The organism is Rhodococcus sp. NPDC003383, assembly GCF_053589115.1.
The window spans coordinates 246,229-270,295 of the sequence record NZ_JBSFRG010000003.1 but is presented as its reverse complement, the minus strand read 5'-3'; the positions used below and the strand labels follow the sequence as shown (position 1 = coordinate 270,295).

Genomic DNA, 24,067 nt, shown 5'->3' with positions numbered 1-24,067 from the left:
TCCACCCTCCATCCGAACAGTATCTGGGTACGAATGTACGCAGATATATGACGCTCGTAAAGCGGCGGGGCTGACAAGATGGCCGCATGGCAACAGGACGGCTCTACGGGGGACGCGGCGGCGAGGAACGGCAGGCGGATCGCCGCGCCCAGCTCATCGAGGCAGGTCTCGACCTGCTCGGCGCACCCGACGGAGAACCCACCCTGTCGGTGCGCGGCGTGTGCAAGCGCTCCGGCCTGGCCTCGCGCTACTTCTACGAGAGCTTCGCCGACCGCGACGCGCTGACCGGTGCCGTGTACGACCACGTCGTGCAGCAGATCGCGCAGAGCACCCTCGCGGCGGTGGCCGCCGCGCCCCGCGACGAACGCGGCATCGTGCACGCGGCCGTCGCGAACATCGTCCGCGAGATCGCTGCGGATCCCCGCCTGGGACGCGTGCTGTTCTCCGTCAGCCAGGCCGACCCGCAGCTCGCGCGGCGCCGCCTCGAATCCGCGCGCATGTTCGCCGGGCTGGTGACGATGCAGGCCGAGGACTTCTACCAGGCGAAACTCAGCCCCACCCTCGACCTCGCCGCGCACTTCGTCGTCGGCGGGCTGGCGCAGGCGCTCACGTCCTGGCTCGACGGCACGGTCCCGCTCGAGGAGGACGAGGTCGTCGAGGCGTGCACCGAACTGCTGCTCACGGCATCGACGATGATGCGGTGATCCGGGCGGCGGCCGCGCACGCCCCGACCGCGACCACCGTCGCGCCCGCGAACATCGCCGCGAACCCCCACGCGGTGGCCGCGGATGCTGCGAACACCACCGTCCCCGCGCACAGCCACACCGATTGCGCCGCAGCATCATTGACCTGCATCGCCGCCGAGTTCGTGCCCGTCTGCTCCGGCGGCGAGTAGTCGAGCAACAGCACCGACGTCGACGCGAACACCATCCCGATCCCGAGGCTCGTTACCGACCAGCCGGCCAGCGCGATCGCGGGCCACACCTCCGACCAGAGCACGCTGGTCGATGCGCCGATCCCGACCGCGAGCGCCGCCGTTCCCCACCGCACACGCACCGCCGCATCCGACAGCGCCGACACGTGCGCCGCGATCCACGACCCGGCGAACCACGCGAGCGCCGACACAGTCAGGAACATCCCGGCATGCGCGGGCGTGAATCCGTGGAACTGCACCAACGCCAGCGGCACATACACCTCGGCACCGAAGAACGCCGCGCCCGTCAGCGAGCGCGCAGACAGCACGGCGGGCAGGCCCGCGGCGAAACGCCACGTCCCGGCGGGCACCAGCCGCGGAACGGACCAGCACACAGCCGCGACCGCCGCGGCCAGCAGCAGCGGCCACCCCGCGACCTCCCGTTGCCCGGCGACCCCGACGGCGAGCACCGCGATCGCCGCGACCGCCGCCCACCGCAGCGACGGCGCGGTACGGGCCGGATCGTCCGACGGTGACGCCCGCCGCAACTCGGGGGCCAGCGCGACCACGGCGACGACGGCGGGCAGCGGCGCGAGCGCGAACACCCACCGCCACCCGACGGCGTCGGCCAGCGCACCGGCCACGGGCGGTCCGATCAGGGCCGGCAGCACCCACGCGCTGGTAAGGACCGTGAACACCCGCGCCCGGAACTCCTCGGGATAGGCGACGGCGACCAGCACGTACAGCGCGACCCCGGCGAGCCCGGACCCGAATCCCTGCACGGCCCGGCCCGCGAGGAACACGGCGATATCGGGGGCTGCGGCCACCTCGATCAGGCCGGCCGAGAACACCGCCACCCCGGTGTAGAGGGCGGGTCCGGGGCCTGACCGGTCGATCCACACCCCGGCGACGCAGATCGCGAACACCGACATCGCGATCGGGGCGGCGAACGCCAGCGCATACGAGGTGAGCGCCCCGAACTCGTGGCCGACGACGGGCATGACCGTCGCGACGGCGAACGATTCGAACGCGAACAGCGCAGACAGGAAGAACAGCCCGACCGTCGTCGTGCGGAACCGGCCCGACCACAGTGGGGGCGCGGAGACGACCGTCATGCCGTCACCTCGTCCACGCCTCGCCCGAGCGAACGGTAAATTCCGTCTGTTGAAGGAGTCGGGTGTACCGCTCGCTCGGGAAGCCGGGGGTGTTCGAAACGCGAACCGAACTCGCGCCGGGCAATCGGGTGCATGGCCGCCTCCGTTCGTCGGGTGTGGTCCCAGCGAACAACCTCCAGCCGACTCGAGGTCAAGAGGCACATTGTTAACCTCTACGCGTGCTGCTCTCCGATCGTGACATCCGCGCCCAGCTCGCCTCCGGGCATCTGGGCATCGACCCCTTCGACCCGGAGATGGTGCAGCCATCGAGTGTGGACGTCCGCCTCGACAGCCTGTTCCGCGTCTTCAACAACACGCGCTACACGCACATCGACCCTGCTCAGCGCCAGGACGAGCTGACCTCTCTCGTGCAGGCCCCGCCCGGCGAACCGTTCGTGCTCCACCCGGGCGAGTTCGTGCTCGGCTCGACGATGGAACGCTGCACGCTGCCCGACGACCTCGCCGGTCGTCTCGAGGGCAAGTCGTCGCTCGGACGCCTCGGACTGCTCACGCACTCGACCGCCGGATTCATCGACCCGGGTTTCGACGGGCACATCACCCTCGAGCTGTCGAACGTCGCGAACCTGCCGATCACGCTGTGGCCGGGCATGAAGATCGGCCAGTTGTGCCTGTTCCGCCTGACCAGCCCCGCCGAGCATCCGTACGGCAGCGCGAAGGTCGGGTCCAAATATCAGGGGCAGCGCGGGCCGACCCCGTCGAAGGCGTACCTGAACTTCGCGCACAACCACCCGGACGCTCGCCCGAGCTGACGCTTCCCACTACCCGTGCCGCGCGGCGCGGCCTGCTCGACGATGAGGACACCCTCCCGTCGCGGAGTGCACGCATGCATGCGCACGACGACGTCCACATACTCAGCACGATCATCCGACCCGATCGTGACGGTTGACGTTCGACGCGATCCGATCGCCCGTCCGGCCGAGCTCACTGCGCCGTGATCCCCGCAGATTCGGGTAGTCCGCTACTCGTGTGCACCGCGGTCCCCGCTCGTACGTTCGGATACGTCACACGATCCGACGACGAGGGGAGCACCCCGATGACAGAGATCGAACAACGCAGTCCACGTTCACCGGACACGGTGCGGGTGTACCTGCCGCACCACGCCGCACACGACCTCGACGCGGTCGCGAAGATCTCCCGGCAGGTGCTCGATCGACTCGGTTGCCCTGGCTGCACATCCGGGTTCGACATCCGGTTCATCGAGTTGCGGGACTTCGCGGTGGACCCCGACAGTCTCGACGTCCGGGAGATCCCCGGTGCACCGAGATACTGACGGCTCCGTTCTCGGCGTCGGCATGGTCTACTGCCCGGCGCTCGGACCGGTCTTCGAGGCCGGCCCGGACGTCGTGGCCGTCGCCGAACTCGAGCCGCAAACACTCTGGCGCACAGTCTGTTCCGAAGGCAAATGGCGTTATCGTGTCGACGGGTGGGCGCTCGACGCCGTGGCAGTGCTGCCGCAACGCAAGCTCGTCCACGGGGTAGGACAGCCGCTCGCCGGAAGCATCGACGATCCGCTGGACTACCGGACCCCGTTGCGCGGCGTCGTCGATCTGCTCGACCCGCCGTGGGTCAGCGAACACCTCAGCTTCGTGCGTACCGCCGGTGCCTCGGGGATCGAGCACGCCGGATTTCTGTTGCCGCCGGCGCAGACCCCGGAGCAGGTTGCCGTCGCCGCGGAGAACATCGACGACTACCGGCGGGTGGTGGGCAGGCCGGTCGCGTTCGAGACCGGGGTCGACTACCGGGCACCACGCGAGGACGAACTCGACGACGGCGTCTTCTTCCGGGACGTCGCCGCACGCTCCGGCAGCGGGATCGTGCTGGACCTGCACAACCTGTGGTGCAACGAGGTCAACGGTCGCGGTGCGGTGCGCGACGTCCTGTCCCGCATCCCGCTCGATCGGGTGTGGGAGGTGCACGTCGCCGGCGGCGACGACCTGGACGGATACCGGCTCGACGCCCACAGCGGCGCGGTGCCGGGCGAACTGCTCGACCTCACCGCCGACGTCGTGCCGCGCCTGCCGAATCTGCGGGCATTGACGTTCGAGATCATGCCGTCCCACGTGCCCCACCTCGGACTCGACGGCGTGCACGCCCAGTTGGAACGGTTGTGGCAGATCTGGGATCTGCGACCGGATGCCGCACCGGAACCGTTTCCGACCGCGATCACGACCCGCGCTTCCGCCGCCGAGCGCGCGACGGTGCACCGGGCGGAACGGAACCTGGTCGCGGCACTGCGCGGTTCGGAACTGGCCGAACCCGGTGTGCTTCTCTACCGCAGGCTCGTCGACGAACAGCGCCGCGCACATCTCGCCCAGGCGCTGCGCTACACGACGACGGCACTGCTCACCACGCTAGGCGCGGCGGCCACGGAAGCGGTGATCGCCGAACACCTATCGGCGCATCCGCCCGAGATGACACCCGGGGTCGAGGGATACAGGTTCGCGACGTACCTGGCCTCGCGCCCCGGCCTGATCGACGCGGTGCCGCACCTGCGGCAGGTTCTCGAGTTCGAGACCGCCCTGTTGCGCGCGGCGCTGTTCGGGACGTCCACGGTGGTCGAGTGGGACGTCGACCCGGCCGGGGTCCTCGACGCTCTCGACGAGGGACGCGCCCCGGGCGTTCTCGAACCGCAGTCGTACTCGGTGTCCGTGGAGATCTGACGGCGGCCGGATTCGCGTAGTGCACTACTCGTGACCGCAGCCCCGTACCGGGCGACGCTGAAGACGATCCGAATCCATTTCTCGCCCGAAGGTGATGCCATGACGATCATCTCCAACACCAGGGCCCACGGCTCCGGCGACAACGCCGCGGCCTATCTCACCGAACGCGAACACCAGCGCCGCGCCGCGGCCCGGCGCATCGTCGACCGGTCCGATGTACGGGTCGGCAACGAGCAGGTACTCGGGGAACCCGGCGGGATCGCCCGCGCCGACGACCCCGCGCGCATCGCGAAGCGTCTCGACCGGGTGAGCCGCTACTACCTCGGCGGCGATCCCGCCGATGCGCCGGCGGGTGCCGATCCTGCCGCGTTGGTCGAATCTGCGCTCGAACGCGCCCCCGCGATCCTGGGATCCGGGACCGAGGACGTGGAGTCGATGCTCGAAAAGATCATCAACACAGCGGATTTCGTGGGTGTGCGCTATCTCGACGAGGGGGTGGCGGCCGCGCGCGCGATCGGCCGCGTCCACATCCTCGGCGCGGACGGATCACGGCTCGGCTTCGGCACCGGCTTCCTGGTCTCCCCGCACCTGCTGCTCACCAATCATCACGTGCTGCCCGACGCGGTCATCGCGGCGGCGAGCGTCGTCGAGTTCGACTTCCAGGACGGCATCGCCGGCCGCCCCCTGACTCCCCGATCGGTGCCGCTGGATCCGGGCCGGTTCTTCGTCGCCGACCGGGAACGGGATTTCGCGCTCGTCGCGGTCGACGCGCCGCCGGATGTCCTCGCGCAGTACGGCTTCAACCGCCTGACCGAGGCCCAGGGCACGGTGGTCATCGGCGAGTTCGTGACCATCGTGCAGCATCCGCGCGGCGAGAAGAAGCAAATTGCGTTGCGGGAGAACAAGATCGTCGACATCCCCGAGATGTTCGTGCACTACTCCGCGGATACCGAACCCGGATCCTCCGGTTCCCCGGTGTTCAACGACCAGTGGGAGGTCGTCGCGTTGCACCACGCGAGTGTGCGGGCACCGCAGCAGACCCAGTTCGGCGGATTCCTCAACGAGGGCGTGCGGATCAGCCGGATCCTGCAGTTCCTCCGCGACCGTGATCTGCCGCCCGAGCAGCGGGCGCTGGTCGAGGAGCTGACCACCGCCGAACGTCCGGAGCTGCTCACCGATCGGCCGGTCCCGCAGTCGCGCCCCGGTGCCGTGGAATCGTCGGATGGTGCAGTAACAGTGCAGATTCCGCGCGACCGGGCCGTGGAGATCACTGTGCGGGTCGGCGCGACCGGGGCGGACGCGACGATTCCACCGTCCATAACCGAGGCCATCTCCATCGATCCCGACTACAGCCGGCGCGACGGATACGACCCCGGCTTCCTCGGCGCGGCGCTGCCGCTTCCGGTCGTGACCGGTGACACGGTCTCGGTGACATCCGATGAGCTTCGCTACCACCACTTCAGCGTCGTCATGCACCGGCAGCGCCGGTTGGCTCTCTTCACCGCGGTCAACATCGACGGTGGGCTCGCGCAGAAACCGCGACGGGACAGCGACCGGTGGATCCGCGATCCGCGTCTCCCCGCCGACGAACAGACGGGGGAGGAGGTCTATCGCGACAATCCGCTCGACCGTGGTCATCTCGTGCGTCGCCTCGATCCGGCGTGGGGTCCGCTTGCGAAGGCCGCGAACGACGACACCTTCCATTTCACCAACTGCACCCCGCAGCATCACGATTTCAACGCCGGCAGCACGCTGTGGCTCGGGCTCGAGGACTACGTGCTCGGCAACGCCGACAATCGGGATCTGAAGGTGAGCGTGGTGACAGGGCCGATCCTCGCGGACGACGATCCGCTGTATCGGGGTGTCGCCCTGCCCCGCCAGTACTGGAAGGTGGTGGCGATGACGAAGTCCGACGGCACGTTGTCCGCCACCGGATATCTGCTCAGCCAGGCCGCGCTGCTCGACGAGTTCCTCGCGGGCCCGGAGGAGTTCTCGTTCGGTGCCTACCGCACCTTCCAGGTTCCGGTGCGGCGTATCGCGTCGATGACCGGTCTGGGCCTGGACGCCTACGTCGCCGGTGACCCTCTCGAGCGCATCGAGGCGGGTGTCTCGGCCCGCGAACTGCTGCGACCCCAGGATCTGATCCTGTGACCCCGATCCGGGAGTGCGGTCTGTGACCGACCGCCCGATCATTGCCCCGTCGCTCCGCTGCGACGGGGCAATGGTTGGCCCGGTTCCGGTTATCGGGGACAATATCGGTCATGTGGTGGTGGATCGCCATAGGCGTCGCGGTGTGGGTGATGGTGGCGGTGGCCGCCGCGCTGATCATCGGGCGCATTCTCCGCCGTGCCGACGTGGAGGAGCAGATCGTCGAGATTCAGCGCAGCCAGCGGGACGGCTCACATACGGAATTGAGCTGACACGCCGAAATCGTTTGTACTAGCGAGTAACGATCTTTATCGCTACTGTCCACTGCGGTCGTCCTCCAACCCCCCTGCGTGGGCGGCCGCGCAGGCTGGTCGTCCCCCCATCACCGGTCTGCAGAGACCCCGCCGACCCCCCACCACTGTCGGCGGGGTTTCGCCTTTCCGGCGCGCGTAACGACCGTTCGGGTCGATATCCTCGCGACATGACGACGGGACCGCGGATCACCATCACGTACTGCACGCAGTGTCAATGGCTGCTGCGTGCCGGATGGATGGCGCAGGAACTCCTGAACACCTTCGGTTGCGATCTCGGTGAGGTAGCACTGATTCCCGGCACGGGTGGAATCTTCCAGGTGACCGCGGACACGCAGCTCGTGTGGGATCGCAAACGGGACGGGGGCTTTCCCGACATCGTCACCCTGAAGCAGCGGGTGCGTGACGTCGTCGATCCCGATCGTGATCTCGGGCACGGGGACCGGCCGACGCGCGCCTAGAGCCTCCCGGCTGTTCCGCCCCGAGACCGTTAGCGTGGGTACGCACCATCCATCAGGTGGGCCGTTCAGGGAGACCGCGAATCGCGGTGCGGCCACCGACATGCACAGGGAAGCAAGGGGAGGACATACCCATGACCATGTTCGCGAAGAGTGCTGCTGTGACAGCGCTGGGAGCCGCGACGATTGCGGTGCTCGCACCCGCCACAGCGACCGCAGCGGGCGCACCCGACGTCTCGGTATCCGCGCAGCCCGGCGCGGTGCGGGTCGATTTCGATTTCCGCGGCGTCGACGTCGCGCTCGGCGTCACTTGCATCACCTACGTCGTCGCCCAGCAGGGCACTCTGGACGCGGCGGAGCCGTCGGGACGCCGTGATGCCCAGCCGGCAGGCTCGAGTTTCTCGATCACGAACACCAGCACCTCGGCTGCCACGTACGTCGGTGAGAACGGTCCGGTTTCGGCGGGTCCGCGTGCCATCACGCCCGGGACCTACGACGTCTTCTGGGGTTGCCAGGACGCCGAGGGCAAAAGGTGGGAGAACATCTTCGGCCCGTCGGGACGGCCGTTCGTCTCCCCGATCACCGTGACGGTGCCCGGCGAATCTGCCGCGACCTCGCCGTCGCAGAGCAGTCCGGCCTCGGGAGGCGCAGCACCGGCCGTGCCGCCGGCACCTGCTGCTCCGCAGGCGCCGGCCGGCCCGGTGGCACTGGTGACGGAGGGTCTGCAGGCGCTGTCCACCCTCGTCGGGATCGCCTGATCCCCGGTACCGCGCCGATCCCGGCCACGTAACATTCGGCGAACGTCGCCCGACGTAGCGTTGGCATGGTTTGTCCGGATCGGTGCGGGAGAGGTCCCCAGTGTCAGAAGGAAGCATCCGCGACGCACAGTTGCGTCGTGAACTCGGTGTTCCCCCATCGTTCGACCTGCTGGGGCACCTCCGGGATCTCGCTCGCGTTGCCCTGCCCGCGTTCCTGATCGCAGCGGTCGGCGCCGCGCTCGTCTTCGTCGTGCGCGACAGCGGACCGGGCGTCTACGAGTCCCGGGTGGTGGCGGAGATCCGCAGCACCTCCCCGATGTACGGCGGCGACGCGAACCTCGGGCAGCTCACCGCGCCCTACGTCGCACTGTCCTCGGACTCCGAGGTGGTCGCGCTCATCGGGGAGGCGATGGGTGAGGGCTGGGATGCGGCGACCGTCGAGGGCCACATCGAGGTTTCGCCCGGTCCGTCGCCCACACTGCTGATCGTGAACGCCACTGCGGACTCCCAGGCCGAGGCCGACGAGCTCACCGGAATCGTCGTGACCTCGCTCGACCGGGTGCAGTCCGGGCGGAACCGGGCCGCCGTCGACGCGAGCGTGGCCGGGCTCGACACGACCATCGCGGACCGGCGTGCCGAACTCGCGAGCCTCGACCCGGAGTCCCCGGCGTATGCGGCGTTGCAGGGTGAGATCGACGCGCGAATCGACGAACAGCGTCAGCTCCGCGCCAGCTTCGGAAGTACCCAGCTGCAACTGCTGGCGTCGCCGAACAGCAGCGGCGAGAAGGTGTCACCGAAGCCGGCCGCCGAGGCGATGGTCGCGTTCCTCGCGTTGTTCCTCGCCGCCGCCGAGGCCCTGGTGGCGCTGAGCGGTCGCCGCGGCACCACCAACAGCCCGGAATGGGCGCGGCGGCTGTCCCGCCGCTACCGGACCGCACTGCAGATCGAACACACCGACGCCCTCGGCCTGCCGCTGGACACCACCGTCATGGTGAATCAGCGTGCCTCCCTGAGTGAGTCGATCCTGATCCTCGCGGGCGCCGGAGTGCAGTCGGACCCGCGGAGCTTCACCGGTGCCGCCGCGGACCGGATCACGCGGGCCGCGTTGACCGACCGCTGGTGGCAGTCGGTCCCGACCGACGAACTGGCGCTCGCGGTGGTCGTGGTCGCAGCCGCCGAGAGCGAGCGCGCAGCCGTCGAGGACGCAGTGCGCGCCCTGGCCGAGATCGAGGTGCCCACCCGACTCGTGCTGCTCGCGGCGGGACCGCGCGGAAGCCTGTTCGGTGCACTGGGTTCACTGCGCGCCCCAGGTTCTCTCCGCTCCTCAGGTGCTCGGCGTGCCACAGACACGTCCGTCGCCCCGACCCCGGTTCCGACGCCGACCCCGACCCCGGTTCCGACGCCGACCCCGGCGGAACCGGCGGCACGGAACGTCCCGGCTTCCCCCGTGGCGCCGGCCGCACCGGGTTGGGCAGAGAGCCGTCCGCCGAGCACGCCCGCGAGCGTCGAACAGGTCTGGCGCACGTCCCGGCCTCCCGAGACCTGGAGGGCCCCTGCGCCCTACGGCCAGCAGATTCCGATGCCGTACCCGGGTCAGGGCAACGGACACCCTACACAGCAGGACAGGGCCGAACTCGGTGCACAGATCGTGCACGACGATCCGCGCGGACCGGGTACGCCCCCGGACTCGTGGGGCCGCTGACGGTTACGACACGACCGGGGGTGGCGTCGTGGGCTCCGAGTCGAGGATGTCGGAAACCCCGGTGCATGCGGTTGCGGCCGATTGCACCACAGCCAGAGACGGTTTCGCGGTGAAGTTGTACTCGAGCAAACCGAAGTTCTGTTCGCGGTCGGACAGGTTGGTGCCGTGGTTGCGCAGCGTGTACACGAACACCTTGTCGACGTACCCGAGCCGGCGTGCCTCCGCGATGCCGTCGCGGATGATGTCCGCCTGCCGTTGTGCGCTCACCGCGTCGCTCGCCCGGCCCGTCGGTGCGCCGAATTCGGTCGCCCAGATCTCGGTGGCCGAGTCGCCGTACTGCACCATCGTGTCCCGCATGAACCGCATGCGGTAGAAGGTGTTCCAACTCTGGGTGCTCGCGTCGGACGGTAGCGCCGGCCAGCTGTAGGGGTGGACGGACAGTGCGTCGAAATACTGTTGTGCTCCACGCTGATAGAGCTGCTGCACATAGGTGGTGGGCGCGATGTTCGTGCCGTCGTCGACCGCCGGTGCGAGGCCTCCGTTGAGGATCATCGCGCCGGGCTGCACCGAACGGATGGCCTGCGCTGCGGCGGACAGCAACTGCACGTAGGCATCCGGGTTCGGGGCGGGCCGGAAGAAGTTCACCAGATTCGGTTCGTTCCAGATCTCCCACGTGGCGATCCTGCCGTTGTAGCGCTCCGCGGCCTGCTTCGCGAAGGTCGCGAAAGCCGCCGGATCCGCGGGCCGGCCGTGCGAATCGGAGGTGCCGGCCACCCGGGCCCAGGCCGGGGTGTAGGTGACGATGCCGAGCAGATTCAGTCCGCGGGCACGGGCCCGGTCGACGAGCCGATCGATCGCAGACCAGTTCTGTTGTCCTCGGGTGGCTTCCACGACGGACCAGTCGATGTCGAATCTCAGCCAGCGGATTCCCGTGTTCCACATGGTGTCGAGTTCCCGGCTGAGGTCGGCATCCGAGAGACCCAGCATGGGTGCGCCACCGGAAATGCCGAGGTCGGAGGTGGTGCAGCCGGTCGGTGGAGGCGGTGCGGGCGGAGCGCAGGCGACGGTGGCGGCGAGGAATCCGGCGACGAGCACCGGCACTGCGGATCGGAACAGGCGTGAATGTCGCACGGCGATACCTTCTTCCGGTCACGTCCGGTGTCCGGACGTCTGGCGGTACCCGGGCGTGCGCAGGCATGAGCCGCGGCCTGTAACCTACGAGCGTCCCGGACCGATACCCCGGCGAGGGCATCGGTGACAACGGTTACCACCCGTCACAGTGGTAACAGCAGTAACAGAGCCATCGGGAAGAATGTATCGACATGAGGGGCCGTGCCGCCGGTATTTGCCGACGATTTTCGTACACGGCTGTCGGCAGACGCGAACCGGCGGCAGTGCAGCGACCCTCGTCGGGATGATTCGATGACGTTCGCGATCCACGACGAGTCCACGATCGAGACGATCCTGGACGACTGGCACGACCTGACCGCGCGCATCCCGCACCGGGTGGCGACCCGTCCGTCCTACGCATTGACGTGGTTCCGCGCCCTCGGCCGCGGACGCCTCGCGGTGTGCGCCGTCCGCCGCCACGGACGTCTCGTCGCGGTGGCACCGCTGCACAGCCGGAGTCGTCTCGGTGTCCGTGCGTACCGGGTTCTCGGGCACGGTCTCGCGACCATCGGTGGGGTGCTCGCCGAGGACGACGACGCGCTGAACGAATTGGTCGATGCCCTCGCCACCCGGCGGATTCCGCTGCAACTGACACATCTGGAATCGACGGACCCCCTCATCGTGGCCCTCCGCAGATCGAACTGCTGGCACGTCGACGCATACATCGACGATCACTGCCTGACCATCGATCTCGAACCCGGACAGACTGCGGCTGCGTTGCGCGGAAAGAAAACCCTCAAGGCGCTCCGGCGCATCGAACGATCGCTGGAGAAGGCCGGCACCCCGGCGTCCGTCGAGGTGGTCACGGAACCGGCGGATCTTGCCCGGCGATGGCCGGACATCGCCGGCGTCGCCGCCCGCGCCGACGCCGACAGCGGCCGCGTCGACTTCTGTGCCCCGCCGATCGCAGCGTTCACCCGGCCGTTCCTGGAGGCAGAAGCGCGCGCCGGGTCGCTGCTCGTCGCGGGTCTGATCGTCGGCGACCGCTGGGTCGCGCACGAGATCATGTTCCGCACCGGTAGCACCGCGGAGATGTGGATGGCCCGGTTCGATCCCGACGTTGCGCACCTGCGACCAGGACACCTGCTGCATCGGTGGCTCGCCGATCACCACGACGACCTGGGCATCACCCGATTCGATTACCTGCTCGGAACGTCGGAATTCAAATCCCGTTGGGCCAACGGGGGATACGACGCGGTCACGGTCACCGCCACCCCGCGGGGCCGGCCGTTGCACCGGTGGACGCTCGACGTCGCCGACCGCGCCGCCGACCGGATCCGCCCGCTTCGATCCGTAATCGAAATACACTGACCGTCAACGGCTTCAGATGCATCCCGGGGTCGATGCGGCGCGCTGCACCACGGCCATCGCGGGTTTCGGATCGAGATCGTGGTCGACGATGCCGAAGTTCTGCTCGCGGTCGGCGGCATCGGTCCCGCGATCGACGAGACTGTAGACGAACAGTTTGTCGACGAACGGCAGCCGCCGCTGCTCGTTGATGCCGTCGCGCAGGATCTCGGCCTGCTCGCCGGGGGACACGCTGTCCTCGCCCGAACCGGTCGGCGCCCCGAACTCGGTGGCCCAGATCCGGGTGTCCCCGTCGTCGTGATCCGCCATGACGGCGTGCAGGTTCCGCATGCGGTAGTAGGCGTTCCAGCGCCGCGTTCCGGCGTCGGAGGGCAGTGCCGGATAGCTGTACGGATGCATGCCCACGGCATCGAAGTCGTCTTCGACGCCCAGGCCGTACAGCTCGTCGAGGAACGTTGTGGGGCTGATGTCGGTGCCGTCGTCGGTGGCGGGGGACAACCCGCCGGTGACGATCACCGCCTCCGGTGCTGCGGCCCGGATCGTGGCCGCCGCGGCGGAGAGAAGCCTCGCATACTGTTCGACATCCGGTGCGGGCGTGAAGAACTGCGTCAGGTTCGGCTCGTTCCAGATCTCCCAGTGGCGCACCGTACCCGCGTACCGGGCCGCGGCATCCCCGGCGAAGCGGCCGAACTCGGCGGGATCGGAGGGACGGCCGTGCGAGTCGTTCCCCGCCTCGTCGACGCGTGCCCACGCGGGGGTGTTGGTGATCAGACCGAGCACCTGCAATCCGCGTTCGGTGGCCGCGGCCACGACCCGATCGACACCGTTCCAATCGCTCCGGCCGCGTTCCGGTTCGATCGTCGACCAGTCCACGTCGAAGCGGATCCAGCGGGCGCCGGACGCCTCGACGAGGTCGAGATACCGCTCGAGACGGTCGGCGGGCATCGCGTCGAGGCCGGACCCGGTGGCGATCCCGAGACTGTCGGCGGTGACCGTCGGGTCGCACGGCAGCGGGTCCGGGGAGCAGGCCGTCGCGGTGAGCACCACCGTGGTCAGAGCGGCGATCGTCCCGGCGACGGCGCGGCGGGGGAACGACTCAGGCACGCAGCAACTCCTCGAGCATCCGGGGGACGGTGGTCGTGCGGTCGTAGTTCTCCTCGACGCGGCGGCGGGCGGTCTCCGTGACCGACCGGCGTAGGTCGTCGTCGGTGAGTATCCGGTGGAGCGCCGCGGCGAGCGCCGCGGGGTCACCGGGCGGAACCAGAAGTCCCGCACCGCCCCCCAGCAACATCGACGTGCCGCCGTGATCGGTGCCGACCATCGGCACGCCCACGCTCATCGCCTCGAGCGCCACCAGCGGGCCCGCTTCGGGGGAGATGCTGGCGGACACGGCGACGTCCCAGGTGCGCAGCGTCGGAAGGGGTTCGACGCGGCCGAGGAAGGCGACGCGGCCGTCGAGGTCGGGTTCGCTTGCACGCCTGCGAAGTTCCTCGGCGTACGGTTCGTCGCCGGGAAAGGGTTCGCCGGCGATCTCGAGCCGAACCCCCGGCATGCGGGACACCGCGTCGAGGAGCACCCGATGTCCTTTCCACGGGGTGAGCGCACCCATCATGCCGATCACCGGGGTCGCCGCGACGTCCGGGGAGACCCTGAAGTCGGGAACCTCGACGCCGAGATGCGCGACCGTCACGTGAATCCCCAGCTCTCGGGGCGGCCGGGCCGTCGGCTCCGAAACCGCGACGGCGCGGGCGATTCCGCGGCGCGACAACCACACGATCCCTCGTTGCTCGGCACTCGACAGGGTGTCGTGCACGAGCCACACCGCGCCGGGTATCCGCGCGACCGCGACGGCGGGCAACGCGAACAGCGAGTTCACGATCACCGTGTCCTCCCGTCCGCGCAGTGCCGCCCGGAGGATCCGGCCGGTACGCAGCCAGTCGGCAGCGATCCGGGCGACCGTTGCGGCCTTGGCGAGTCCGCGTTCGCCCTGCGGTCCGAGCAGGGGGATCGCCAAGATGTCGACCTCGGCCGGCAGTCGCGATCGCAGCGGGCCGTCGGGGCAGGCGACGGCGACCGCGCAACCCTCGTCGAGGGCGCGCCGCACCAGTTGCAGCATGACCAGTTCGGCGCCGGACACCTGGGCGGTGTGGGTGACGAAGACGACGCGGCGTCGCGTGGAAGTGGGTCGGTAATTCACGTGTGCTACCTGGACTTCAGGAGATGGACGAGCCGGATTCTTCCGGCAACGGGCAGGAACTGCATGCCCGCGAGGACGAGCGTGGGCGCGACCGCGGCGGTCACGATCCACGGGATGTGGAAGCGGTCGGTCAGCAGCGTCGCCCACACGGTCACCGCGAAGCCGAGGATCGCGACGCCGACGACCGCACCGGCCGGGAACAGCCGACGGACCGGGACCGTGCGGGCGACGACGATCCAGATGGCGGCCAGCAGAACCAGATCGGTGACGAGTGTCGCGATCGACGCCCCGAAGTACGACCACCGCGGGATCATGACCAGATTGAGCGCCACGTTCGCGGCCAGGCCGGCGAGCGCGACCCACGGATAGACGCGGTGGCGGGACGTGGAGACGAGCACCATCAATCCGAGTTCGGTGAGCATGGACAGGGCGCTGCCGAGCACGAGGAACCGGCCGGCGTCGGCGGCTTCGGCGAAACGGGAACCGTAGAGCAGATCCATCAATGCCGGTGCAACAGGCCAGAACGCGGCGACGGCGACCGCACCGAGCACGGTGAGGAGGATCGCCGCCTCGCGGGTGCGGCCGCGGAATCGCTCGGTGTCCCCGGGCCACGTCGCGACGAGCAGGGTGGTGACGGGACCGACGACGGTCGAGGCGACGATCCCGAGGAGGTCGGCGAACTTGTAGCCGACGGTGTAGAGCCCCACGGCGTCGAACGAGTCCATGCGGCCGAGCATCAGCACGTCGATCTTCGACAGGATCGTGATGAGCGCGAAGCCGATACTCAGCGGCACGGCCTCGGCGAGCATCTCGCGCCATCGCCACAACTGGGCGCGGGCCGCGGGTACAGGACCGGCGATACCGTTTCGCACGCCGCGGATCTTGACGACGATCGCGACGATCTCGTTGATCACCGCCGGCACGACGAGCACCAGCAGTACGGGGGCGAACAGTACGGCGGCGACGGTGCAGAGGAGCTGCACGAGCTGGCCGAGTGTCTCGGCGACAGCGACGTACGCCATCCGTAATCGGCTCTGGTACATCACCGTCAGTGCGTGACTGGGTGTCGCGACCACGACGACGAGACCGGCGATCACGGTCGCCCACACCACATCCGACGGATAACCCATCACCAGCACGTAGGCGATCGCCAGCAGGTGACCGAGCATGCCCAGCGCGGCGCGCAGCGCGATGAACGCCGTCGTCACGTAGGACACTTCCCACGGGTTGCACTCGACGAGCTTCGCGAGGACCACGCGGCCGACACCGAGATCGGTGACGACCGACAGCAGGCCGAGCAGACCGAAGACGAACGAGAACTTGCCGAAGTCGTCGGGTGACAGCGCGCGGGCGACGATCATCGATCCGGTCCAGCCCATCGCGGCGACCGCGACGCGGCTGCCCAGCATCGTGATCGTGTTGCGGCGGGCGTCGCGCGCGTCGAGTTCGGGGGTCTGCGGTTCGTGGATCGTGTCCTCGCGAATCTTCGCGGCGATCCGCTGCAGCACGACCGTCTCGGCGGCGACGTCGCCGTGGACACTGCCCTGGCCGGTCCCGTAGCTGGGGCTGCCCAGCGCGGACCACGATGCGGTGTCCCAGAGCCGGGCATGGCGTCCGACACCCGACTCTGTCGCGAAGCTCTGCGCGACCCCGGGCTCGCCGAGGTCGTCCGGTCGTGTGTGCCTGCCCATCGCTACCTCAGATCCGCAGCCCGGCGTGGCGGTAGGCGTCGAGGGTCAGCTCCGCGGTGCGGTCCCAGGTCGAGGCCGCGGCGGTGACGACCGCCCTGCTGCGCAGCGCGTGGCGGGTGTCGCGATCGAGGAGCACCTCGCGCAGGCCCCGGACCCACGCGTCCTCGGTGTGTTCGGTGACCAGCACCGCGCCGTCGCGTGCAGCCTGCGGCAACCCGCCGACGGCACTCGCGACGACAGCGCCTCCGCACGCCATCGCCTCGAGCGGTGGTAACCCGAACCCCTCGTACGTGGAGGCATAGGTGACGGCGGTCGCCGCCGCGTACAGCGCGGGCAGGTCGGTGGTGGCGACGTAGCCGAGACCGTGAGCGCCGGCGGGCTTGCCGGGCCCGGTCGATCCGGAACCGGCGAGCACGAAGGGCACGTCGAGCCGCCGGCACGCGGCGGCGACCAGCGCGACGTCTTTGCGGGGTTCGACGGTGCCGACCTGCAGCACGAACCGCTCGGGCAGCCCGAACCGCGCGCGGACCTCGGCGACCTCCGCGGCACCGGGCGGGACCGCCCAGGGCGCGGGCGCGAGGGGAGTGACGCGGGCTTCGCGTCCGCAGTGGGCGCGCAGCCGGTCCGCGGTGAACTCGGAGACGGCGACGAGGACGTCGGCGCGACGCATCGCCCGGCGCAGCAGACGCCGCTCCCCGACGGCGCGTCCGCGGCCGAACGCCCACGGCACGTCGAAGACGGACAGGTCGTGGAACGTCGACACGGTCGGGCCGCGCTGGGCGAGCGGAAGATCGACGTCGAGCGCGTGGAACACGTCGACGTCGCGCAGCGGGACCAGACCCCAGGCGACACGCTGCGCCCCGTCGCACACCGGGCGTTCGACGGGCCTGACCTGCCGGGGCAGCTCGGCGCGGGCATCGCTCTGCACCACCGCCCGCAGGCCGGCCGCCCCGAGCTTCGGGGCGAGCGCGTTCAAGAGCTCGCGAGCGTACGTCTGGACCCCGCTGCCGCCGGGGCGCAGCGCGAGGGCCCCGAATCCGATCCGGGTTCCGTCCGAGACGAGAGTTGTTGTGTAAGAGCGCATCCGACAGTTCCTAGAAGTAGCCAGAAGTAGACGTCCAGCGGGAAGATTTCGAAATAGGTCGACACGGTCGACGCCACCGCGGCAGCGATCACCGACGCGCTGACGCCCAGTGCCAGCGCCGAGTCCTGGCCGCGCAGCAGTCGCGAGGCCCGCAGCGTCGACACGGCCGCGGACACCAGCAGCAGGCCGAAGATCCACAGCCCGATCGGCCCGAGTTCGACCATGAGTTTCATGTAGTAGTTGTCCGGCTGGTACGGGATCCGGCCGAGCGCGATCGCCGCGTCGAGCGACAGCGTCGAATACAGCGGATCGGCGAGTTCGGCGGCCTTGTCCGCGGCGGCCCCGGTGGCACCCAGACCCTGCCCGAAGGGATGCACGAACAAGGACGAGACGGTGTCGGCCCAGCCGTCCCCGCGCTCACCCAGACTCGACGACGAGAACAACGCGGACGTCACCGAACCCGGCACGAACAGCAGCGCGACCGGAAGCGCGACGGCACCGGCACCGAAGAGCACCAACAACACTCGGTGGCGATGAATCGCCAGCCACAGCAACGCCGCCGCCAACCCGATGTAGGAGGCGCGCACGATCGTCACGCCCATGCCGAGCAACATCACCGGCGTCGCCCACAGGAACAGGGAGTTGCGCAGCCGCCGCGGATCCGCGAGCGCGACCGCGCCGCCCACGATGAGGCCGATCATCACGAACAGCCCCAACGCGAACGGTCCGGTGAACGTGCCGAAGCTGCGCAGGATGCCCCCGGTCGTGCGGATGTGCTCGTCGTACGAGTAGCCGAGCGCGACCAGCCGGTCCGCCCCGACGACCTGCTGCGCGAGGCCGACGACCGCGCCGACCGCCGCCGTGCCCATCAGGATCGTGACGAGCCGGTCGCGGTCGCGGGCGTCGAAGGGTGCGCGCCACAGGATGATCGGGATGATCAGGTAGAAGTAGGTGACCTTCAGCGCGGTGACGGCGGCCGGACCGGACACGAGCAGCGCCGACAGTGTTCCGATCGCCACCCACACGACCGCGGCAGGCCACCACGGCATCGACGGCGGCATCGTCCGGCCGCGGTTCGGGGTGACGAACGTGGCGAGCAACGTCAGGACGAGCACACCTTCTTTCCATCCCGTCAGGGACGGTCCACCGGGCAGAATCGTCAGCAGGCCGTGCAGCGGCGTCAACGCGGCGACGAGCAACAGCCCGTTCTGCGGCCGCCGGTACAGCAGCGCGAACAGCACCGCCGCGGCGGGAACCCCGACGGCGAGCAGACCGATCACCGGAGTGCCTCCGCGGTGCGTCCGGTGTCCGCGGTGCGTTCGGTGTCCACGGGGATCCCGAAGCGGCGCAGCACCGTCTCGGTGGTCACCGTCCGGATCCGCTCGCGCAGGTCGCGGTGGAGCGCGGGATGGTCACCGAACCCGACGGCGTGGATCTCCGGATCACCGCCGCGCCGACGCAGCCGACGCAGCCCTTCCTCGCCGCGCTGGCCGACGAACCACGCGCGGTCCTCGGCGGACAGGATCACAGTGGTCGGAACCCCCGCCTTGCGCAGCGCCTCGAGCAGCACCTCCGGGACCTGCGTGATGCCGAACCGGCCGAGCAGCCGCCACGCCGGGTACGGCAGGTGCCGCTGCAGCAGCGCCTTGATCCGTGCCCGCGCCGACGCGTCGCCACCGGCCCCATCGCTCGCGGGCATCCCGGGAGCCAGCTGTTCGCGCAGCGACCGCCGCCGATACACCGACCACAGGATCAGGTCGGTGAGGATCACCGCGCGCGGCCGCACCCGCAACGCGACGGCCGCGGAATACCAGGCGCCGGAACACAACCCGGTCATCACCAGATCGCGCGGGTCGGCGACCGCCGCGTCGGCGGCGTCGCGGGCGTCCCGGTCCGAGTCGTCGGAGTACAGGGCCACGGGATGGTCGGGGTCGACGACGCCGGTGTTGCCCGTGCCGCGCCGGTCGTACCGCACCGACGACACCCCGTCCGCGGCGAGCGACCGCGCGATCTCGACCCACAACCTGCCCGGTCCGACGCGATGCTCGTACGCGGTCGCGTGGAAGAGAACGGTGGGCCTCGCCGGCCCGTTTTCACCGGCAGCGTGGGTGCGGATCGCGAAGAGACCGTTCGGCCCCAGTTCCTCGAGGGTCTCGACGACAGGGCGGCCGTCGGGGGTCGACGCGACCTGTGCCCGGTCGCGCACCTCCAGTCGGACCTCGGTGTCGGCGGCGGGGGCGCCCTCGGCGATCCAGTCCGCGATCTCACGGATGTGTCCGGTGGGCAGGGCGACATGGAAGCTGGCCGGGGTGGTGAACGCCTCGTGGTCGACGAGGGTGATCTCGTCACCGTCGAGGGCGCCGGCGAGCGTGCGCACGGCCGGGGTGTCGGCCACGGCGGTACGGACCGCCAGCAGCGTGCGGACGCCGGCGAGGCGCGCCGGGTCGATCTTCAGTGCGCCGAGCGCGGACACGGCGCCCGGGTCGAGAACACCACCGAGGATCGACACCCGCGGATCGGACGGATCGTCCGCGCCGATGCTCAACGTGTACTGGGCGCGCTGCTCACGCAGGTAGCTGCGGCCGGACAGGATCGGGTCCCACAGCACCATCGAGTCGATCGCCTCCGTCGCAGCTGCCGCGGCGGCGATCAACGCCCCGGACCGCAACCCGACGAGGCATATCGACGAGGCACCGGTGGCACGGGCCGACCCGACCGCTTCGACGACACTGCGCAGCCACCCCGTGACCGCGTCCGGGTCGTCCTGTGCACCCGCCGAGTCACCGGCTCCGGCGTAGTCGAACCGTACCGCGAGCAGACCGCGGTCGGCGAGGGACTCGGCGAGGGCCTTGATGCCGCGGTAGGTGTCGACGTGTTCCTTCCCGAGCGGTGGGCACAGCACCACCGCGGCACGTGCACGGCCCGAGTCCGGAACGTGGACGGTCCCCAGCAGAGGCAGATCGTCCGGACCGAACCAGGTCGGATATTGCACGCCCATGGTGATTCTCCAAGTCCTCCGAGGGTGATTCCAGGGGTGAAATCTCCATGCCCGATCGCGGCGTCGGGGCGAATCCTGTTGATCTCACGATGTATTCGATCGGGCCCGGGACCTCCGGCGTTACCGGATCGGGGTTGTCTCGGCCTAAGGTAACCGGCCGTGGCCGCGTCGTCGGCCCCGAAGGGATTTGCCATGCCTGGAGTTCTGGTGCACGAATGGATCGAGCGCGACGGCGGTTCGGAGAAGGTTCTGGACGAGTTCGTTCGCTGCTTCCCCGACGCGGACGTGCTGTGCCTGTGGGACAACGCCGACCGATACCCGGGCCGCACCGTCGTCGAGAGCGCGCTCGCGCGCACCCCGCTGCGGCGGAGCAAGGCCCTGGCGCTGCCGGCCATGCCGTTCGTGTGGCGCGGCCGTCCGGGCGACTACGACTTCGCCCTGGTCAGCTCGCACTGTTTCGCGCACCACGTCTCGTTCCGCACGCCGCCCGCCGAATTCCGCAAGTACGTCTACGTTCACACGCCGGCGCGCTACCTGTGGACCCCGGAACTCGACGAACGTGGCACGTCGCCCGCGGCGCGGCTGGCATCGCCGGTCCTCCGTGGGATCGATCGACGCCGTGCCCGTGAGGGTGCGCGTTTCGCGGCGAACAGCGACTTCGTGCGCCGCCGGATCGAGAAGGCGTGGGACGTGGACGCGCGGGTCGTGTTCCCGCCGGTGGACACGCGGCGGATCACCGCCGTCGCGGATTGGCGTACGGAACTCGACGACGAGGAATCGGCGCTGGTGGCGAGCTTGCCGGACTCGTTCGTCCTCGGAGCGTCCCGGTTCGTTCCGTACAAGCGACTGGATTGGGTGATCCGTGCCGCGGAGCGGGCCGGGCTGCCCGCGGTGATCGCCGGATCGGGGCCGGAGGAAGCACGGCTGCGCGAGCTCGCCGAATCGGCGCGGGTTTCGGTACGGGTGCTGCGCCGTCCGTCGGATGCGTTGCTGTACACCCTGTATCAACGGGCGCTCGTGTACGTCTTCCCGGCGATCGAAGACTTCGGGATCATGCCGGTCGAGGCCCGCGCCGCCGGCGCCCGGGTGATCGTGAACAGCCTCGGGGGTGCGTCGGAGTGGTTGACCGAGGGAGTCGACGGCCTGTGCTTCCGCGAGGACCGCTGGGAGGCGGTTGCCGACTGCATTCTGGAGATCGATCGGGTTCCGCGCCCGTCGGCAGGTTCGACCGCGGACCTCTCGTCGGAACGGTTCCGTGCCGAAATCGTTGCATGGGTCGGAAACTGACGACGAACACCCGCCGAATCATCGGTGACGTGGGTCACGATTGCCGATGTTTTTGCACCTTGATTGCACACAGTTGGTGGGGTAGCTTCGTCCCATTGGTGATGGGGTGAGTCCGGGGGTGCGGATTTGTGCAGGTTCTCCTCTTCTGGTGGATCGCACGCACGCCGATGGGTCTGGGGGATGGCAGCCGGGGTATCGGGAGCGTCCGGTTCGAGTGTTGATGCTCGCGCTCGGATGATCCCGGTACCCTTGGCGAGCAAGGAATTTCGACACCACACCTAGTTTTCTCCCGGTCGTTCCGCATCTCCGACGCCCGGTACCGAAGGATCTCGATTCTCTATCGCGTCGTAGTTCGACGTCTGCTCCGGCGTGTCCTCGTTCGAATCGGCGGTCGAAAATGCGGGGTGTCAAGGGTGATTCGAGGGTGAATTCACCCGGGGCGCGTGGGGAGCGGATGGGCGTCCTGCGCGGGAATAGGGGGTGAAAACCGGGGTGATCGGCAGCGAGAGCGTGTGATCTCCTGCACTGTACGGTTTTTCGTGCACCTAAGCATGCAAGCATTCGTGCCGCGGTGGCTCGGAAGAGCTACCGCCCGCCGCACCGAGGGGTGCGGCAACTGTTCTGTTCGATCGCGTCGGGGGCCTGAAGGGGAGTGCGTGGGGGAATAACCGAAGATGGACGTTACGAATGACGCCGGTCCCGGTGAACTGACGGATCCGATCGCGATCCGACCGACCGCGGAGGCATCGGACCCCGGCTGGCGAAGCAACCGGCGCCAGTGGAAGGTGGCCTACGCGAGATGGCTGCGACTGTCCGACGTCGGCGTCGTCATCGCGGTGGTCGCACTGGCGCAATGGATTCGATGCGGGAACTCGGATTTTCGGACGTCGTTCACGGCGTCCGAAGTCCTCGACGAGACCATCCTGTCCGTCGCGGTTGCAGCGATCTGGCTTCTCGCCCTGTCGTTCCACCGCACCCGCGACCAGAACGTGACCGGTAGTGGCCTCGAGGAGTACCGACTCGTCACCTACGCCACGATGCAGTTCTTCGGTGGTCTCGCAATCCTCGCGCTTCTCGTCGAACTCGACCTGGTACGTGCCTATCTCGCGGTCGCCCTGCCTGTGGGCCTGTTCGGACTGCTGGCCTCCCGTTGGTGGTGGCGGCAGCACCTCGAGCGGCTGCGCGAGCGCGGCCGGTTCCAGAGTTCGGTCCTGGTGGTCGGTTGCGAGCGTGCCGCGCAGGCCATGGTGGAGTCCTTCGACCGTGACGCCGACGCCGGCTACCGCGTCGTCGGTGTGTGCACTCCCGGCTACTCCGGAGAGCACGGCCAGACGGTCACCATCGGGGGCCGCGAGATCCCGCTGCTCGGCGACGAAACCGAAGTGCTCCGCGCGGTCAAACTCACCGGCGCGGACACCGTCGCGGTCGCGGCGAGCGGCCAGTGGGGCAGCGCCGATCTCGGCGACCTCGCGTGGGAACTCGAGCCCTACGGCGTCGACCTTGCGGTCGCGCCGGCGGTGATGGACGTCGCCGCGCCGCGTCTGGCGATCAAGCCTGTCGGTGGTCTTCCCCTGATGCACGTCGAGGAACCGCAGTTCCGTGGTTCCAACCGGGCTGCGAAGACGGTGTTCGACCTCGTGTCCGCGACGATCGCGCTCCTCGTGTTCTCACCGGTCATGCTGGCCGTGGCGGTGGCGATCAAACTCGGCGACGGCGGTCCCGTCTTCTACCGTCAGCAGCGGGTGGGCCTGAACGGAGAGATGTTCGGGATGTGGAAGTTCCGTTCGATGGTGGTCGGCGCGGACCGGCTGCAGGACGAGATCCGCGCGGACGTCGGCCAGGACGACGCGACCTTCTTCAAGTCCTCGGCCGATCCCCGGATCACCCGTGTCGGACGCTTCATCCGCCGTACCAGCCTCGACGAGCTGCCGCAGCTGTTCAACGTCCTCCGGCGCGAGATGAGCATGGTCGGTCCCCGCCCACTGACACCCGGCGAGGGCGGTGACGTGCCAGGCTTCGTCGAACGCCGGATGCTCGTCCGCCCCGGCATCACCGGGTTGTGGCAGGTCTCGGGACGATCCGACCTGTCCGAGACCGACCGGATCCGGCTCGATCTGTTCTACGTGTCGAACTGGTCGATGGTGCAGGATCTGCTGATCGTGGGGAAGACCGTCAAGGCGGTCCTCGCGAGCGACGGCGCGTACTGA

At 69.2% G+C, this 24,067-nt stretch carries 20 protein-coding genes; 12 read left to right on the top strand and 8 right to left on the bottom strand.

Annotation, left to right across the window (positions count from 1 at the left end; all coding sequences use genetic code 11):
- Window positions 1-86: 86 nt before the first annotated feature.
- On the top strand, window positions 87-704 hold the full coding sequence (locus tag ACWDTS_RS04765) for a TetR/AcrR family transcriptional regulator (protein WP_248676298.1): 618 nt from the start codon (window positions 87-89) through the stop codon (window positions 702-704).
- On the opposite strand, the gene ACWDTS_RS04760 is transcribed toward ACWDTS_RS04765, so the two are convergent.
- Window positions 679-2,028 (bottom strand): MFS transporter, encoded by a 1,350-nt coding sequence (locus tag ACWDTS_RS04760; RefSeq protein ID WP_197256476.1) that lies wholly within the window; start codon window positions 2,026-2,028, stop codon window positions 679-681. The two genes, ACWDTS_RS04765 and ACWDTS_RS04760, sit on opposite strands and share 26 nt — an antisense overlap.
- A 218-nt stretch (window positions 2,029-2,246) precedes the next feature.
- On the opposite strand from ACWDTS_RS04760, the gene dcd reads away from it, so the two are divergent.
- The 8 genes from dcd (at window position 2,247) to ACWDTS_RS04720 (ending at window position 10,125) form a co-directional block, all read left to right on the top strand.
- Complete coding sequence (dcd, locus tag ACWDTS_RS04755) at window positions 2,247-2,837, top strand: dCTP deaminase (RefSeq protein ID WP_197256478.1); 591 nt, start codon at window positions 2,247-2,249, stop codon at window positions 2,835-2,837.
- Window positions 2,838-3,121: 284 nt separating this feature from the next.
- Window positions 3,122-3,358 (top strand): hypothetical protein, encoded by a 237-nt coding sequence (locus ACWDTS_RS04750; protein WP_197256480.1) that lies wholly within the window; start codon window positions 3,122-3,124, stop codon window positions 3,356-3,358.
- Complete coding sequence (locus ACWDTS_RS04745; protein ID WP_197256482.1) at window positions 3,342-4,748, top strand: DUF692 domain-containing protein; 1,407 nt, start codon at window positions 3,342-3,344, stop codon at window positions 4,746-4,748. The genes ACWDTS_RS04750 and ACWDTS_RS04745 overlap by 17 nt, the downstream gene beginning before the upstream one ends.
- A gap of 99 nt (window positions 4,749-4,847) precedes the next feature.
- Window positions 4,848-6,899, top strand: coding sequence for a DNA/RNA non-specific endonuclease (locus ACWDTS_RS04740; RefSeq protein WP_450117687.1), 2,052 nt, complete (start codon window positions 4,848-4,850; stop codon window positions 6,897-6,899).
- A 110-nt stretch (window positions 6,900-7,009) separates the two neighbouring features.
- Complete coding sequence (locus ACWDTS_RS04735) at window positions 7,010-7,168, top strand: hypothetical protein (protein ID WP_197256484.1); 159 nt, start codon at window positions 7,010-7,012, stop codon at window positions 7,166-7,168.
- Window positions 7,169-7,377: 209 nt separating this feature from the next.
- Window positions 7,378-7,668, top strand: a complete 291-nt coding sequence (locus tag ACWDTS_RS04730; RefSeq protein WP_197256485.1) for a SelT/SelW/SelH family protein — start codon at window positions 7,378-7,380, stop codon at window positions 7,666-7,668.
- A gap of 131 nt (window positions 7,669-7,799) precedes the next feature.
- A complete protein-coding gene (locus tag ACWDTS_RS04725; protein ID WP_197256486.1) occupies window positions 7,800-8,423 on the top strand; it encodes a hypothetical protein in 624 nt (207 codons plus the stop codon).
- A gap of 100 nt (window positions 8,424-8,523) precedes the next feature.
- Window positions 8,524-10,125 carry a hypothetical protein gene (locus tag ACWDTS_RS04720; protein ID WP_197256487.1) on the top strand — a complete coding sequence of 534 codons (1,602 nt, stop codon included), beginning with the start codon at window positions 8,524-8,526 and terminating at the stop codon, window positions 10,123-10,125.
- A gap of 3 nt (window positions 10,126-10,128) precedes the next feature.
- Here ACWDTS_RS04720 and ACWDTS_RS04715 read toward each other — a convergent pair whose 3' ends face one another.
- Window positions 10,129-11,256 carry a cellulase family glycosylhydrolase gene (locus ACWDTS_RS04715; protein WP_197256488.1) on the bottom strand — a complete coding sequence of 376 codons (1,128 nt, stop codon included), beginning with the start codon at window positions 11,254-11,256 and terminating at the stop codon, window positions 10,129-10,131.
- 291 nt (window positions 11,257-11,547) lie between these two features.
- Here ACWDTS_RS04715 and ACWDTS_RS04710 point away from each other — a divergent pair, with 291 nt between their 5' ends.
- Entirely contained in the window at window positions 11,548-12,606 is a 1,059-nt protein-coding gene (locus tag ACWDTS_RS04710) for a GNAT family N-acetyltransferase (RefSeq protein WP_197256489.1), read from the top strand.
- A 12-nt stretch (window positions 12,607-12,618) separates the two neighbouring features.
- On the opposite strand, the gene ACWDTS_RS04705 is transcribed toward ACWDTS_RS04710, so the two are convergent.
- From ACWDTS_RS04705 to ACWDTS_RS04680, 6 genes are read right to left on the bottom strand one after another with little or no spacing between them, the layout of a single operon-like run.
- Entirely contained in the window at window positions 12,619-13,707 is a 1,089-nt protein-coding gene (locus ACWDTS_RS04705) for a cellulase family glycosylhydrolase (RefSeq protein ID WP_450117686.1), read from the bottom strand.
- Entirely contained in the window at window positions 13,700-14,800 is a 1,101-nt protein-coding gene (locus ACWDTS_RS04700; protein WP_307846562.1) for a glycosyltransferase family 4 protein, read from the bottom strand. Before ACWDTS_RS04700 ends, ACWDTS_RS04705 begins: the two co-directional genes overlap by 8 nt.
- A 5-nt stretch (window positions 14,801-14,805) precedes the next feature.
- Complete coding sequence (locus ACWDTS_RS04695) at window positions 14,806-16,491, bottom strand: flippase (protein ID WP_197256492.1); 1,686 nt, start codon at window positions 16,489-16,491, stop codon at window positions 14,806-14,808.
- Window positions 16,492-16,498: 7 nt separating this feature from the next.
- On the bottom strand, window positions 16,499-17,575 hold the full coding sequence (locus tag ACWDTS_RS04690; RefSeq protein WP_450117685.1) for a glycosyltransferase family 4 protein: 1,077 nt from the start codon (window positions 17,573-17,575) through the stop codon (window positions 16,499-16,501).
- The gene (locus ACWDTS_RS04685) at window positions 17,464-18,855 is read right to left on the bottom strand and encodes an O-antigen ligase family protein (RefSeq protein ID WP_450117684.1); all 1,392 of its coding nucleotides are present in this window, start codon (window positions 18,853-18,855) and stop codon (window positions 17,464-17,466) included. The genes ACWDTS_RS04690 and ACWDTS_RS04685 overlap by 112 nt, the downstream gene beginning before the upstream one ends.
- Complete coding sequence (locus tag ACWDTS_RS04680; protein ID WP_450117683.1) at window positions 18,852-20,573, bottom strand: serine aminopeptidase domain-containing protein; 1,722 nt, start codon at window positions 20,571-20,573, stop codon at window positions 18,852-18,854. Before ACWDTS_RS04680 ends, ACWDTS_RS04685 begins: the two co-directional genes overlap by 4 nt.
- 192 nt (window positions 20,574-20,765) lie before the next feature.
- On the opposite strand from ACWDTS_RS04680, the gene ACWDTS_RS04675 reads away from it, so the two are divergent.
- Entirely contained in the window at window positions 20,766-21,860 is a 1,095-nt protein-coding gene (locus tag ACWDTS_RS04675) for a glycosyltransferase (RefSeq protein ID WP_197256495.1), read from the top strand.
- Window positions 21,861-22,534: 674 nt separating this feature from the next.
- On the top strand, window positions 22,535-24,067 hold the full coding sequence (locus ACWDTS_RS04670; RefSeq protein WP_450117682.1) for a sugar transferase: 1,533 nt from the start codon (window positions 22,535-22,537) through the stop codon (window positions 24,065-24,067).

What these genes read in the sequence shown, in the direction of transcription:
- ACWDTS_RS04765 (WP_248676298.1), top strand. Translation starts at nt 87, where the DNA reads ATGGCAACAGGACGGCTCTACGGGGGACGCGGCGGCGAGGAACGGCAG.
- ACWDTS_RS04690 (WP_450117685.1), bottom strand. Translation starts at nt 17,575, where the DNA reads ATGCGCTCTTACACAACAACTCTCGTCTCGGACGGAACCCGGATCGGA.
- ACWDTS_RS04730 (WP_197256485.1), top strand. Translation starts at nt 7,378, where the DNA reads ATGACGACGGGACCGCGGATCACCATCACGTACTGCACGCAGTGTCAA.
- ACWDTS_RS04735 (WP_197256484.1), top strand. Translation starts at nt 7,010, where the DNA reads ATGTGGTGGTGGATCGCCATAGGCGTCGCGGTGTGGGTGATGGTGGCG.
- ACWDTS_RS04695 (WP_197256492.1), bottom strand. Translation starts at nt 16,491, where the DNA reads ATGGGCAGGCACACACGACCGGACGACCTCGGCGAGCCCGGGGTCGCG.
- ACWDTS_RS04680 (WP_450117683.1), bottom strand. Translation starts at nt 20,573, where the DNA reads ATGGGCGTGCAATATCCGACCTGGTTCGGTCCGGACGATCTGCCTCTG.
- ACWDTS_RS04710 (WP_197256489.1), top strand. Translation starts at nt 11,548, where the DNA reads ATGACGTTCGCGATCCACGACGAGTCCACGATCGAGACGATCCTGGAC.
- ACWDTS_RS04750 (WP_197256480.1), top strand. Translation starts at nt 3,122, where the DNA reads ATGACAGAGATCGAACAACGCAGTCCACGTTCACCGGACACGGTGCGG.
- ACWDTS_RS04670 (WP_450117682.1), top strand. Translation starts at nt 22,535, where the DNA reads ATGGACGTTACGAATGACGCCGGTCCCGGTGAACTGACGGATCCGATC.
- ACWDTS_RS04740 (WP_450117687.1), top strand. Translation starts at nt 4,848, where the DNA reads ATGACGATCATCTCCAACACCAGGGCCCACGGCTCCGGCGACAACGCC.
- ACWDTS_RS04725 (WP_197256486.1), top strand. Translation starts at nt 7,800, where the DNA reads ATGACCATGTTCGCGAAGAGTGCTGCTGTGACAGCGCTGGGAGCCGCG.
- ACWDTS_RS04675 (WP_197256495.1), top strand. Translation starts at nt 20,766, where the DNA reads ATGCCTGGAGTTCTGGTGCACGAATGGATCGAGCGCGACGGCGGTTCG.
- ACWDTS_RS04760 (WP_197256476.1), bottom strand. Translation starts at nt 2,028, where the DNA reads ATGACGGTCGTCTCCGCGCCCCCACTGTGGTCGGGCCGGTTCCGCACG.